Origin of the sequence: Chryseobacterium sp. JV274 (assembly GCF_903969135.1) — a bacterium.
Taxonomy (GTDB): domain Bacteria; phylum Bacteroidota; class Bacteroidia; order Flavobacteriales; family Weeksellaceae; genus Chryseobacterium.
Map to the genome: position 1 here is coordinate 301449 of NZ_LR824569.1, position 14229 is coordinate 315677.

Here is a 14229-nt window from a genome sequence, read left to right on the forward strand (position 1 = left end):
TTTTTTTGCTAATGATTTATACTATTGGAAGTTTTTAATCACAAAAGGTTTGCAATGATCTTTATGGTGTTAATTGATTGTTTGCAAAGGCATTTCACTCAGCAAAATGAAATAGTGTCCTTAGCTAAACGAAGTGCCTTTGCTAACAAAAGTAAAGCACTAATAATAAATTAACTTCGTGAACTTTGCGTTTAGTTAAACACCTCGAATCACGAGCCCGTAAAAAATTCATAATTTATAATTCATAATTCAAAATTTATTACCATCTTTATGATATCAAAATAATATCAAATTAAAATTCAATTATGGAAAAAACATTAAAACCCATGTCAGGTTATATTACATTGGTCATCTGCCTTGCCTTGTTTGTGGCAGCAGTTTATTTTTTTGTTAGTGGTGTGGATCAAAGTATAGCCTATGTGGTTATTGCCATGCTTTGCTTTCTTCTTTCGTGCTTTTTCTTAAAAGGCTTAATGATCATTCAGCCCAACCATTCAAGAGTGCTGAACTTTTTTGGAAAATATGTAGGAAGTGTAAAAGAGAACGGATTATTCTTCATCAATCCTTTGTATTCATCGCAGAAGATATCTTTACGTTCTGAGAATTTACAGGGACAGACTTTGAAGGTAAACGATAAAATGGGAAATCCTATTGAAATTGCGGTGGTCATCGTATGGAAAGTAGGAGATACTTATAAAGCCGCTTTTGATGTAGAACGCTATTCTGATTTTGTAAAAATGCAGAGTGAAGCAGCGGTACGTCATTTGGCCATGAGCTTTCCTTATGATAATTTAGAAGATGATCATGCTCCTATTACTCTGAGAGAAGGTGGGGATAAAATCAATTCTATCTTGGAGCAGGAACTTACAGACCGTCTTTCAAAAGCAGGAATTGTGATTCAGGAGGCAAGGATTTCGCATTTGGCTTATGCTTCGGAAATTGCAGGCGCTATGCTTCAGAGACAGCAGGCAACAGCTATTGTAGCGGCAAGAACCAAGATTGTGGAAGGAGCTGTAGGAATGGTGGACCTTGCGTTGAAAAAGCTTTCAGAAGACAATATCGTTGAGCTTGATGATGAAAGAAAAGCGGCAATGGTGAGCAATTTAATGGTAGTTCTTTGCGGAGAAAAAGCAGCCACACCGATATTAAATGCGGGAACACTTTACAATTAAGAAGTGAAAAATTAACAAGTAGATTGTACTGCAGATATTTTTTGCACTACAATAGTCAGAAATAATGTTAGAGAATTTTAGAAAATGAAATCAGAAAAAGCTCAGAACTCTTCAGAAAACAAAAGCAAAAAATCTTTTGTAATAAGGATAGATGAGTCTACTTATAAACTCCTTGAAAAGTGGGCCAATGATGACTTCAGAAGTGTGAACGGACAGATAGAATACCTTTTGCATCAGGGTCTGGTCAACGCAGGGAGGAAGAAGAAAGAGTAGTTTAAAAAAGATGAAGTGAGGGGTTATAAACGCTCTTTTCAGGGAATATAGCAGTCAGGAGATCGTACTTCTTCTCTTTTTTAAATTACAGAAAATATAAAAAAGGATTCTTTTTTTAGCTTTTCAATAAATAAATAACAATTCAATTAACCTTATACCAAAAAGAAAGCAGAGAAAATTTCTCTGCTTTTTTTATTTTATACAACTTTGAAGACTATCTGCTCCAACGTAGAATATGACGAGCCAAATCAAGCCTTTAATGGTAAAGAAAGCAAGTCCTGCCCATCCCACACGCTTGAACCACTTCTTAAGCTTTGAGTTATTTTCTTGTGAATTTTCCATTGGTGATTATCAAAATGATTACCCTGCAAAGATAAGCATGTTTATAATTAGTCCAAATAAAAAACACATTAAAAATTAAAGTTTTGAGGTTCACATAATATTTTTATCTTTAGAGAGAACGAAAAGTAAGATTTTATGTCAAAAAAAGTAAAGGATTTCGGAATCGAAAAAACGCTGAAAAATTTAGGTATTAAAGAAGAGAACAAAGGTACCTCAACAGGCGGGAAATATTTCGCTTCAGGAAAGGTGATAGAAAGCATTTCTCCTGTGGACGGAAAGTTGATCGCTAAAGTAAAAACTTCCGGAGAAAGTGATTATGACAAAGTAATTGAAACTGCTCAAAAGGCATTTCAGGAATTCAGACTGATCCCGGCTCCCAAAAGAGGAGAGATCGTAAGACAGCTGGGCTTAAAATTAAGAGAATATAAAGATGATCTTGGTAAACTTGTTTCTTACGAAATGGGTAAATCATTACAGGAAGGGCTTGGAGAAGTTCAGGAGATGATTGACATCTGCGACTTCGCTGTAGGACTTTCAAGACAGCTTCAGGGGTACACTATGCACTCTGAAAGACCTGGTCACAGAATGTATGAGCAATACCATCCGCTGGGAGTTGTAGGAATCATTACTGCATTCAACTTCCCGGTAGCTGTTTGGTCTTGGAATACAGCATTGGCTTGGATCTGTGGTAACGTTACCATCTGGAAGCCATCTGAAAAAACACCACTTTGTGCTATCGCATGCCAGAATATCATGATGGAGGTTATAAAGGAAAATAATCTTCCTGAAGGACTTTCAAGTGTATTGGTATCAGACCACGAAATCGGACAGAAATTAGTAGATGATAAAAGAGTTGCCCTTGTTTCTTTCACAGGATCTACAAGAGTAGGAAGAATGGTTTCTTCTAAAGTGGCAGAAAGATTCGGGAAATCTATCCTTGAATTAGGCGGAAATAACGCAATTATCATTACAAAAGAAGCTGATATTGATATGTCTATCATTGGAGCTGTTTTCGGAGCGGTAGGAACTGCAGGTCAGAGATGTACTTCAACAAGAAGACTGATTATCCATGAAAGTGTTTACAATGAAGTGAAAACAAGATTAACAAAAGCTTACGGGCAGCTGAAAATCGGAAATCCATTGGATGAGAACAACCATGTAGGTCCTCTGATTGATACTGATGCTGTAAACCAATACGAAGAAGCCATCAAGAAATGTAAAAAAGAAGGTGGGAAATTCGTTGTTGAAGGCGGAGTTTTAACCGGAAAAGAGTACGAATCCGGATGCTACGTGAAGCCATGTGTTGCAGAAGTGAAAAACTCTTATGAGATCGTTCAGCATGAAACATTTGCACCGATCCTATATCTGATTAAATATAAAACACTGGAAGAAGCTATCGCTATTCAGAATGATGTTCCACAAGGACTATCTTCAGCGATTATGACCCAGAACTTAAGAGAAGCAGAATTATTCCTTTCTCATGCAGGTTCAGACTGTGGTATTGCCAACGTAAATATCGGAACTTCGGGTGCTGAAATTGGTGGAGCTTTCGGTGGTGAAAAAGAAACCGGAGGAGGAAGAGAGTCTGGATCTGATGCTTGGAAGTACTATATGAGAAGACAAACCAATACTATCAATTATACTGCTCAACTTCCTTTGGCACAAGGCATTAAATTCGATTTATAAAAGCTTTACTTAAAGCATTCAAAAAACAAAAAAAATAATAACCTGAATGATCAAATGCTTCATTCTTTGAGTCATTTGATCATTCACTTATTAAATCACACTACAAATTTATTATGGAACAGACATTAGATATAAAAGCAAATAAAGTAAAAGAAACTGTAGGAAAACATGTGTTGGCAGACGGTTTCGATTTTGTGATGGATATTGAAAGATCACACGGATCATGGCTTTATGATAAACTTACAGACAGAGAATATCTGGATATGTTTTCTATGTTCGCATCAGCATCCATCGGATACAATCACCCTTATCTTTTAGAAAGATCAGAATGGTTGGGAAGAATGGCTGTGAACAAACCTACTTTGGCTGACGTGTACTCGGAAGAATATGCTCATTTCCTTGAAGTATTTGAAAGAGTAGTTATTCCTGAAGAATTACAATATGCTTTCTTTATCGAAGGCGGAACTATGGGGGTTGAAAATGCAATGAAAGCATGTTTCGACTGGAAAACCCGTAAAAACTTTGCAAAAGGAATAGAAACAGAAGCTGGAATCTGTATCCACTTCAAACAGGCTTTCCATGGAAGAAGCGGTTATACCTTGAGCTTAACCAATACTTCTGACCCAAGAAAGTACCAATATTTCCCAATGTTCAACTGGCCGAGAATTTTAAATCCAAAATTAAAGTTCCCGATTACAGAAGAAAACCTTGAAGAAACAATCAAAAATGAAAATCTTGCTTTACTTCAGATTGAAGAGGCTATTCTGATGCACCTTGATAAAGTGGCATGTATCATCATAGAACCTATTCAGGCAGAAGGAGGTGACAACCATTTCAGAGACGAATTCCTGTTGGGATTAAGAAGAATCTGTGATGACAACGAAATCTTACTTATTTTTGATGAAGTTCAGACAGGTATTGCCATTACAGGGAAAATGTGGGCATTCCAGCACTTTACAGCAAAACCAGACATCATTTCTTTCGGTAAAAAAGCACAGGTTTGTGGTGTTTTGGCCAATAAAGAAAAGTTTGATGAAGTTCCGAATAACGTTTTCAGAGAAAGCTCAAGAATCAATTCTACATTTGGAGGAAACTTTATTGATATGCTTCGTTTCCAGCTGGTAATGGAAGTGATCGAAAAAGAAAACCTTGTGGAGAATGCAAGAGTAGTTGGCGATTTCTTATTGGAAAGCCTGAAAGCCCTTGCTGAAAAATATCCTGAAAAAATTTCAAATGCAAGAGGAAGAGGCCTGATGTGTGCTGTTGATCTGCCATCCGCAGAACAGAGAAATCACCTGATGAATGAGCTTTTCAATGATGGATTAATCATTCTTCCATGTGGAGATCAGTCTCTTCGTTTCAGACCTCATTTGAATGTGACAAAGGAAGAAATTCAACTTGCACTAGACAAAATTGAAAGCAATATTAATAAAATTTAAAACCCGGGATTTGTAATTTAAAAAAAAACATCGTATATTTAGATACTCAAACAATTAGAATATGGAAAGAAGTACGAGAGTATCAGTTTATGAAAGTGATAACCCTTCAGAAATTCAGTTGGTTAAGTCTAAATTGGATGATGCGCAAATTACAAATACTGTTGAAAATAACTATCTTACGTTTACCACAACCCCAACAGCAACTTCGCTGAAGGTAATGGTAGATCTGGAAGAAGAAAAAAAAGCATTTGAAATTATTGATGCTTACCTTCAACAAAGTGAAAATCAATAAACAATTTCATAATTTTAAATTTTACTACTTCGAACCGAAAATTAATCTTAATTAATTTTCGGTTTTTTAATTAACTACAAACCATTAAAAAATTATTCTTGCAATTATTAGTTATTCTAATTTTTTAATCATTCAATCTTTTAATTTTTAAATCAAATGTTACACATGAACCCGGAGATCAAACTAAGACAATCGCAAATTGAAGACAGAAACAGGATTTGGGAAATTATCCAGCAATCTATTGAAAGAAGAAGACAAGACGGAAGTACCCAATGGCAGAACGGATATCCTAATTTGGGGACTGTAGAAAGTGATATTGCTAAAGGTTTCGGACATGTTTTGACCGTAGACGGAGAAATTGCAGTATATGGAGCTTTGATTCTGAATGATGAGCCAGCGTACAGCACCATTGAAGGAGCTTGGCTGAGTGATGGGGAATTCGTAGTCGTTCATAGAGTGGCTGTAGATGAAAAATTTGCAGGACAGGGAATGGTGAAGAAATTTTTTGATCATATCGAAGAATTCACCAAATCCCATGACATTCAAAGTATTAAAGTAGATACCAACCATGATAATATTGCCATGTTGAAAATCCTTGAAGGAAGAGGGTATTCCTATTGTGGAGAGGTTCTTTTAAGAGACGGCATGAGAAAAGCTTTTGAGAAGATTATAATTTAAGTAAAAAGTTAAATCATCTTTCATTGAATTTTTAAACCGGCCTGTATTTATAAACTCTATCGGGTTTGTTCGTTTGGTTCTGAACTAATTTTTACTTTTGTTCAAATTTTTATATATGCACCAGAGTATAGAAATTGATGAGAAAATTTTTCAGGATGCCGTAAGATTTTATGGCACCGTGTTCAGCTTACCCCCTTTAGCATCGAAAATCTATTCCTACCTTCTTTTTGACTATGAGAAAGTAGGAATTACTTTTGACGAATTTGTTGAAGTGCTCTCCGCGAGCAAAAGCTCCGTTTCTACCAGTATTTCATTATTGTTAAATGCTCAGCTTATTGTTGATCATAACAAAATGGATGAGCGGAAGCGGTATTTTTTCATCAATGATGAATACAAAAAAATACGATTCGAGAAAATTGTCCAGAAAATGCAGGACGAAATGAAACTATTAGATGATTTAAACAATTTTAAAAAAAGTAAAGACGATGGATACAATGAAAGAATAGAAGTTTACAAAGCACTCTTAAACAAAAACATAGAAAATATTCAGGAATCTCTTAATAAACTATAAAATGAATAATAAGCTAGTTATACTTTCCATTGCAGCGCTTTCACTGACTGCCTGCAAAAAAGAAGCTCCGAAACAGGATGGTGCCAAGCCGTATCCTGTTATTTCCGTGGAGTCAAAAAATATAGTGGGTTATCAGATGTTTCCGGCTACCATCCAGGGTAGGGTAAACAATGATGTACGTGCAAAAATACAGGGATATATTACCCAGGTATTGGTAGATGAAGGACAATATGTTACAAAAGGACAGCCTTTGTTCCGTTTGGAAACCAATATTCTGAACGAAAATGCGGCCGCTTCCAAAGCAGGAATCGGTGCTGCTGAATCCAGTATTGCAGCTGCTCAGGCTTCTGTAAATGCTGCTCAGGTTGAAGTAAACAAACTAAAACCTCTGGTTCAGAAAAACATCATCAGTAATGTACAGCTACAGACTGCTCAGGCTCAGCTGGCTCAGGCCCAGGCTCAGTTACAGCAGGCCAATGCTTCCAAAAGACAGGCACAAGCCAATTATAAAGGAGTAGAAGCCAATATCGAATATTCTATCATTCGTGCTCCTATTTCAGGGGTGATCGGAAGACTGCCGTTAAAAGTAGGAAGTTTGGTAGGACCGTCTGATCAGACAGCTCTGACAACGATTTCTGATACTTCTGAGATCTTTGCTTACTTTGCAATGAATGAAAAAGAATATTTTGATTTTCTTGAAAAATCTCCGGGAGCTTCTATGCCTGAGAAAATCAAAAACTTACCAATGGTTGAGCTTCAGCTGGCTAATGGAAGTCTTTATCCTGAAAAAGGAAAAATTGAAGCCATTACCGGTCAGATTGATCCTACAACAGGGACTATTCAGTTCAGAGTTGCTTTCTCGAATGCTCAGAAATTATTAAGTAATGGTAATAGCGGAACCATCAGATTCCCTCAGCAATATGATAATGTTCTTGTAGTTCCTGAAAGTGCGACCTATGAACAGCAAGGTATTGTTTACGTATATAAAGTAGAAAAAGGAGATACTGCCAGAAACGTTGTTGTAAATGTGATTGACAGAATTGACAATTTAGCGCTTATCAAATCTGGAGTTAATAAAGGTGAAAAAGTTATTGCAGCTGGTATCGGAGGTTTGAAACCGGGAACAGCAGTAAAACCGAAACCAATCAAAATGGATAGTCTTGTTCAATCAATAAAACCGAAATTCTAATGATAAAAAACTTTATTAACAGACCGGTTTTATCTACTGTAATCTCAATCTTGATTGTGATTCTCGGTGTGTTGGGACTGATCTCGTTACCGGTTACGCAGTATCCGGATATTGCACCGCCTACGGTAAGTGTTTCCGCAAACTATACGGGAGCCAATGCTGAGACGGTGATGAAAAGTGTAGTAGTGCCTTTGGAAGAACAGATCAACGGGGTGGAAGGTATGGATTATATCACTTCCAGTGCCGGAAACGACGGTTCTGCTCAGATCCAGGTTTTCTTCAAACAAGGAATAGATCCGGATATTGCAGCGGTAAACGTACAGAACCGTGTGGCCAGAGCGACACCTCTTTTGCCGTCTGAAGTAACCCGTTCAGGGGTTGTAACCCAGAAGCAGCAAACCAGTGCCCTGATGTATATGTCTTTCTATTCTGAAAATAAAGATCTTGATGACGTATACCTTCAGAACTTTTTGAATATTAATATTATTCCAAACCTGAAAAGGGTAAATGGTGTAGGGGATGCCAACGTTTTCGGTGGTAAAAATTACTCGATGAGAATCTGGCTGGATCCTGCAAAAATGGCTGCCTACAGCGTAACTCCTACCGATGTTACCAATGCCATCAATGAGCAGAGTAGAGAAGCAGCAGCAGGTTCTATTGGTCAGAACAGCGGTAGTTCTTTTGAATATATCATCAAATACGTAGGTAAATTCAACGATAAAGAACAATACGATAATATTATCATCAAATCTCTTGCAAACGGACAAAACCTGATGCTGAAAGACGTTGCTAAGGTAGAACTGGCAGGTCAGTCTTACACAGGAATCGGGGAAAACGGAAACAATCCTTCCATCAGTATGGGGATCTTCCAGACTCCGGGATCCAACGCACAGGAGATTATTAAAAATATCAAAGCCTATCTGAAATCAGCCGAGGGAACTTTTCCAAAAGGCGTAAAATATACTTTCAACTTTGATACCAACGAATTCCTGGAAGCTTCTATTGAAAAGGTAGTACACACCCTGATTGAAGCCTTCATTCTGGTATTTATTGTAGTATATATTTTCCTACAGGATTTCAGATCTACCCTGATTCCGGCCATCGCGGTTCCGGTATCTATTGTAGGGGCGTTCTTCTTCCTGAATCTTTTCGGATATTCATTAAACCTCTTAACCTTATTTGCATTGGTGCTGGCGATTGGTATTGTAGTGGATGACGCCATCGTCGTCGTCGAGGCCGTTCACGCGAAGATGGAACATGGTATTTCAGATGCTAAAAAAGCAACGGTAGAAGCAATGGATGAGATTACAGGGGCTATTATCTCTATTACTTTGGTAATGGCAGCAGTATTTATCCCGGTAACGTTCATTACAGGACCTACAGGGGTATTCTACCAGCAGTTTGGTATTACGCTGATTATAGCAATTATCATTTCTGCTATTAATGCATTAACGCTGAGTCCGGTTTTATGTTCATTATTCCTAAAACCTCACGCAGAGCATCATAAAGAGTATAAAAATTTAAATCTGTTACAGAAGTTTTTCTATAAGTTTAATATCGCTTTTAAAACAACTACTGAACGTTACGGAAGAGGATTTGTATTCCTGTTAAGACATAAATGGGTAACCCTGATTATTTTTGCTGTTACCGGAGGTATCTTATTCTGGGCAAGCAGCAGTATGAAAAAAGGATTTGTACCTACAGAAGACAGAGGGATTATCTTTACCGATGTTCAGCTTCCTCCGGGAGCTTCTATGGAAAGAACTTACAACGCATTGAAAACACTTCAGGCTAAAGCATTGAAAGTTCCGGGAGTGCAGAATGTAACGATTTCTACGGGAAGAGGGTTCTTATCCGGAAACGGAAGTAACAACGGTCTTGCCTTTGTTAAGCTAAAACCATTTGAAGAAAGAAAAAAAGACGGACAGACTTCTGAAGATATCACCAAAAAATTATTTGGAATTGTAGGAGCTGTTCCTGATGCTAAAGTTGTATTCTTCCAACCGCCAAGTGTACCTGGATTTGGTAACAGTGCAGGTTTTGAAATGGTATTACTGGATAAGTCAGGGGGAGAATATGCTGATCTGGATAATAAAACCAATGAATTTATCGGTAAGCTGATGGAGAGACCGGAAATTCAGTTTGCGCAGACTTCATTCAATACTAAATATCCTCAGTATCAGATGGAGATTAATGTTCCTTTGAGCAAACAGCTTGGAGTTTCTGTAAATGACATTCTGTCTACCATGCAGGGATATATTGGTGGTATTTATACTGCCGACTTTACCAAGTATGGAAAACAGTTCAGAGTGATGGTTCAGGCTCTTCCTGAAAACAGAAAAAATATCGAAAACCTGAACCAGCTTTATGTCAGAACAGGATCAGGCATCATGTCTCCGATTTCACAGTTTGTAACATTGACAAAAGCATACGGACCACAATCTGTTAGCCGTTATAACCTGTTTACTTCAGTGAAGGTGACAGGAGCAAACTCAGACGGATACAGTTCCGGGGATGCAATTGCAGCGGTACAGCAGGTAGCTAATGAAACTCTGAATCAAAACTATGCAGTAGAATTTACAGGGTTGACCAGAGAAGAATTAAATTCAGGATCTCAGACGCTTTTGATTTTCGGGCTAAGTTTGATCTTCGTTTACTTCATTCTTTCTGCACAGTATGAGAGTTATATTCTTCCGCTGATCGTTATTATTTCTCTTCCTCTTGGGGTAATGGGAGCCTATTTCGGACAGAAGATTATGGGATTGGAAAATAATATTTACTTCCAGATTGCCCTGATCATGCTCGTGGGATTATTGGCGAAAAATGCGATCCTTATTGTTGAATTTGCTGTTCAGAGAAGACATCATGGTGAAACCATTGTAATGTCGGCCATCAATGCAGCGAAAGCCAGAGTAAGACCTATTCTAATGACATCATTCGCCTTTATCTTCGGTTTATTACCGTTAGTGCTGGCAAGTGGAATTGGTGCAGTAGGTAACAGATCTATTGCTACGGGTGCGGCAATCGGGCTATTGATAGGAACTATTTTGGGATTATTTGTAATTCCGGTTCTGTATGTGATCTTTGAAACACTGCAGGAAAAAATTAAACCTATCAAAAAAGAAGAGATCAATTTAGCAGAATAAAATTAAAAATTTGAGGTAGTGGAAGCTAGTCATTCATCCAGCTTCCAACCTCTTATTTCTAACTTCTAATTTTACATAATGAAGAGTTTATTAAACATCATAAAAGGAATCACTTTTTCAGTTTTCATACTCGGGGCCATTTCATCTTGTATGGCAAGAAAAGAATATGAAAGACCGAAGAACGTTGTGGACGAAAAGCTTTTCCGTACGGATATGCTTCCTTCTGACAGTACCAGTATCGCAGATATTTCATGGAAAGAGATATTTACAGATCCAATATTGCAGGGGCATATTTCTAAAGCACTGGCAAACAACCTTGATATCAGAATCGCTTTAGAGAGCATTAATTCTGCAGAAGCATATCTTAAACAAAGCAAAGCTGCTTATCAGCCGACACTTTCTATTGGGCCCAACTATACCTTTCAGACCCAGTCTATCAACACCCAGTTTGGGCAGATCATTGGAGAAAGACGTTATGTAAACCAGTTTGACATTACGGCGAGTATTGGATGGGAAGCAGATATCTGGGGGAAATTAAGAGCACAGGAAAAAGCACAGCTGGCTACCTATTTAGGAACTGTTGCTGCTCATAAGGCGGTAAAAAGCAGTCTGGTATCTTCCATCGCTTCTGCTTACTATCAATTGTTAACTTTTGATGCGCAGAAGAGGATTATTACAGAAACCATTGCGGTAAGAGAGAAAAACCTGGAAGCTACAAAGGCTTTAAAAATTTCAGGAACAGTTACAGAAGTTGCGGTACAGCAGAGTGAGGCTCTTGTGTTCAATGCGAAATCATTACTGATTGATATTGATACACAGATCCAGCTTCTTGAAAATACCATGAGTCTTTTAATGGGAGAACCTTCTCATTCTATTGAAAGATCTACATTAGAAGGACAGAACCTTCCGATTGATTTAAAATTGGGATACCCAACTCAGCTGTTGGCTAACCGTCCGGATGTAATGAGAGCAGAATACAGCTTAATGAATGCTTTTGAACTGACAAATTCTGCCAAAGCTCAGTTTTACCCAACTTTAAAATTGACAGGAAGCGGAGGACTTCAGTCTGTGGATATTGATCACTTATTCAGTGTAAATTCATTATTTGCGAATGTAGTAGCAGGCCTGGCTCAGCCGATTCTAAATAAAAGACAGATCAAGACCAACTATGATGTAAGTCTTGCCAATCAGGAAACGGCTTATTTAAACTTCAGAAAAACAGTTCTTACTGCTGGAAAAGAAGTTTCGGATGCCATCAGAGTCTTCTCTGTACAGGATTCATTTATTGAATTAAAACAAAAAGAACTGGATGCCTATAAAAAATCGGTTGACTATTCTCAGGAATTGGTGAACTACGGTATGGCCAACTATCTTGAAGTATTAAATGCAAGCGTAAATTCATTGAATGCAGAGTTGAACATCTCAAATGCAAGATACAGTAAAATGAAAGCTGCTGTAGAGCTTTATCAGGCTTTAGGCGGAGGCTGGAAGTAAGCGTATTTTGTAATCTAATATCATAAAAACGTATGTCAGTAATGGCATACGTTTTTTCATATAGATAGATGTTTAAAGGTTATTGCATGTAATTATTGATCATGCTAAAACTATTTAATAGGTAAAATCAATTTGTATATATGTATTTAACTACGTAGTTTTATACTTTAAAATGCAGACACTATGAAACTAGAAATACAACCCATAGGAAATTCTTATTCGGAGCAGGCCATTGATTTGATTTTGACCATTCAACAGAAAGAGTTTAATATTCCGATTACAATAAAAGATCAGCCTGATCTTTTACAGATTGAAAGTTTTTATACGGAAGCAGGAGGTAACTTTTGGGGAGCTTTCGTGGATGGTGAACTGGTAGGTTCCATTGCACTGGTTAAGTTTGATGAAAGGGCAGGAGCAATCAGAAAAATGTTTGTTAAAAAAGAATTCAGAGGCAAAGAACTGAATATTGCCCAGGAACTATTGGAAGTTTTAATTTCTTTCTGCCGCGAAAACGAAATTGATGATTTATATTTGGGAACCATAACGGTACTGAAAGCAGCACAGCGTTTCTACGAAAGGAATCAGTTCGTAAAGATTGAAAAAGGAAATCTTCCTGTAAAATTCCCTTTGATGAGCGCTGATAATATTTTTTACCATTTAAATATTGACTGAATATGAATGTGATCAACGAAGCAGGGATTCTTGCTATATCAACGAGACTTCATCGTCTCAGTGAACAATTGAGAAAAGATGGAGCGCTTATCTATAAAGCATTCGGAATCGATTTTGAGCTTAAATGGTTTCCGGTGATCTTTACCATTTATAAAAAAGAGATCGCAAGCGTTGTCGAAATTGCTAATGAGATCGGGTACACCCATCCATCTACCATAACCCTGCTCAAAGAACTCGAAAAACTGGAGTTGATACAATGGGAAAAAGATAAACAGGACGAACGGAAAAGATTATTTATCCTGACTTCAAAAGGAAAAGAACTCATTGAGAAAATGAAACCGGTTTGGCAACTGATGTCCCAGATTCTGGGAGATATTACCGATAACAATAATAATCTGCTGGCAGCTATTGATGAAGCCGAGGAGAAAATTGCAAGCCAGTCTTTTTATCAGAGGGCATTTCAGGCGAAGAATTCGAAATAAAATAATACCTATGAAAGAGTTGTACCCAATCAGTAAAACTCTTTTATTCTATCATGATATCAACCGGATTTCTGGTAGGCATTATATTTTTTAAATATTCTTTGTCTTCTTCAGTTAATTCATTGGTGGCAAGAGCAATATCTTCCCAGGCTTTTCCATCTTTGCGTTTCAGGGCAAATTCAATGGAGTTAATTACTGGTTTTTTATTCAGCCCTAAAGGCCTTAAATCTATTCGTTGCCCTTCATTAATTTCGCCCTCTGTAATTTGTCCTAGTAAGAAAAACGGTCTTCCTGTAATTTGGATAGTATCATTGAGCTTAAACTGAGCAACAATTAAATGATGCCAGCTATTTCCACAATATCTACATTGTTTTGCATATGGAGTACGGGCAAGTTTGTTGCATTTCGGACAATTATTGAAAAAAACTTTTTCAGGAGTTTCAGTCATTATCCGAGTTATAATGTTTTGTTTAAAAACTTCATATCCATTTTCTAATAGATTGGTGATTTTAGGATCAGAACTTATCCAGTTCTTTTCTATCATTATCTTTCTGAATTTTGGATTTTCATTACTCTTGAAAGAAGAAATTTGATGTTTTAGGGCTAACTTTTCATGTTTCGTCATCAATTCACTGAAATAGTTGATAATATAATTCGTCGTTTCCTGATCCATACCCAATTGAAAAGAGTTAAATGATTTTGATTATTTTTCTTGTCTAATGTATTATTTATTTCTTTAAAATAGCTATATAATATAAAAGAACCCGCCAGAATTGGCGGGTTCTTTTAATTC

General features: G+C 37.2%; 13 protein-coding genes. 12 read left to right on the forward strand and 1 reads right to left on the reverse strand.

Annotated features, from left to right (window positions below; all coding sequences use genetic code 11):
• The first annotated feature begins 305 nt into the window (after window positions 1-305).
• The 12 genes from CHRYMOREF3P_RS01390 (at window position 306) to CHRYMOREF3P_RS01445 (ending at window position 13436) form a co-directional block, all read left to right on the forward strand.
• Window positions 306-1172: an SPFH domain-containing protein gene (locus tag CHRYMOREF3P_RS01390; RefSeq protein WP_077417745.1), complete on the forward strand. Its 867-nt coding sequence runs from the start codon at window positions 306-308 to the stop codon at window positions 1170-1172.
• Window positions 1173-1256: 84 nt separating this feature from the next.
• Window positions 1257-1445, forward strand: coding sequence for a hypothetical protein (locus CHRYMOREF3P_RS01395; protein ID WP_047384775.1), 189 nt, complete (start codon window positions 1257-1259; stop codon window positions 1443-1445).
• Between the two features lie 477 nt (window positions 1446-1922).
• On the forward strand, window positions 1923-3473 hold the full coding sequence (locus tag CHRYMOREF3P_RS01400; protein ID WP_047384777.1) for an aldehyde dehydrogenase family protein: 1551 nt from the start codon (window positions 1923-1925) through the stop codon (window positions 3471-3473).
• A 113-nt stretch (window positions 3474-3586) separates the two neighbouring features.
• Window positions 3587-4912, forward strand: a complete 1326-nt coding sequence (lat, locus tag CHRYMOREF3P_RS01405; protein WP_180563667.1) for an L-lysine 6-transaminase — start codon at window positions 3587-3589, stop codon at window positions 4910-4912.
• Window positions 4913-4973: 61 nt separating this feature from the next.
• Window positions 4974-5204 (forward strand): DUF2007 domain-containing protein, encoded by a 231-nt coding sequence (locus tag CHRYMOREF3P_RS01410; RefSeq protein WP_047422808.1) that lies wholly within the window; start codon window positions 4974-4976, stop codon window positions 5202-5204.
• Window positions 5205-5369: 165 nt separating this feature from the next.
• Complete coding sequence (locus tag CHRYMOREF3P_RS01415) at window positions 5370-5882, forward strand: GNAT family N-acetyltransferase (RefSeq protein WP_047375086.1); 513 nt, start codon at window positions 5370-5372, stop codon at window positions 5880-5882.
• 115 nt (window positions 5883-5997) lie between these two features.
• Window positions 5998-6453, forward strand: coding sequence for a hypothetical protein (locus CHRYMOREF3P_RS01420; protein WP_047384788.1), 456 nt, complete (start codon window positions 5998-6000; stop codon window positions 6451-6453).
• Between the two features lies 1 nt (window position 6454).
• Entirely contained in the window at window positions 6455-7642 is a 1188-nt protein-coding gene (locus tag CHRYMOREF3P_RS01425) for an efflux RND transporter periplasmic adaptor subunit (protein ID WP_077417742.1), read from the forward strand.
• Complete coding sequence (locus tag CHRYMOREF3P_RS01430) at window positions 7642-10788, forward strand: efflux RND transporter permease subunit (protein ID WP_077417740.1); 3147 nt, start codon at window positions 7642-7644, stop codon at window positions 10786-10788. Before CHRYMOREF3P_RS01425 ends, CHRYMOREF3P_RS01430 begins: the two co-directional genes overlap by 1 nt.
• Window positions 10789-10866: 78 nt before the next feature.
• Window positions 10867-12282 (forward strand): efflux transporter outer membrane subunit, encoded by a 1416-nt coding sequence (locus CHRYMOREF3P_RS01435; protein ID WP_052198577.1) that lies wholly within the window; start codon window positions 10867-10869, stop codon window positions 12280-12282.
• Window positions 12283-12465: 183 nt separating this feature from the next.
• The gene (locus CHRYMOREF3P_RS01440) at window positions 12466-12954 is read left to right on the forward strand and encodes a GNAT family N-acetyltransferase (protein WP_180563668.1); all 489 of its coding nucleotides are present in this window, start codon (window positions 12466-12468) and stop codon (window positions 12952-12954) included.
• A gap of 2 nt (window positions 12955-12956) precedes the next feature.
• The gene (locus CHRYMOREF3P_RS01445; RefSeq protein WP_077417736.1) at window positions 12957-13436 is read left to right on the forward strand and encodes a MarR family winged helix-turn-helix transcriptional regulator; all 480 of its coding nucleotides are present in this window, start codon (window positions 12957-12959) and stop codon (window positions 13434-13436) included.
• A gap of 43 nt (window positions 13437-13479) precedes the next feature.
• Here the strand turns inward: CHRYMOREF3P_RS01445 and CHRYMOREF3P_RS01450 are convergent, their stop codons facing one another.
• A complete protein-coding gene (locus CHRYMOREF3P_RS01450; protein ID WP_180563669.1) occupies window positions 13480-14109 on the reverse strand; it encodes a hypothetical protein in 630 nt (209 codons plus the stop codon).
• Between the last annotated feature and the right edge of the window lie 120 nt (window positions 14110-14229).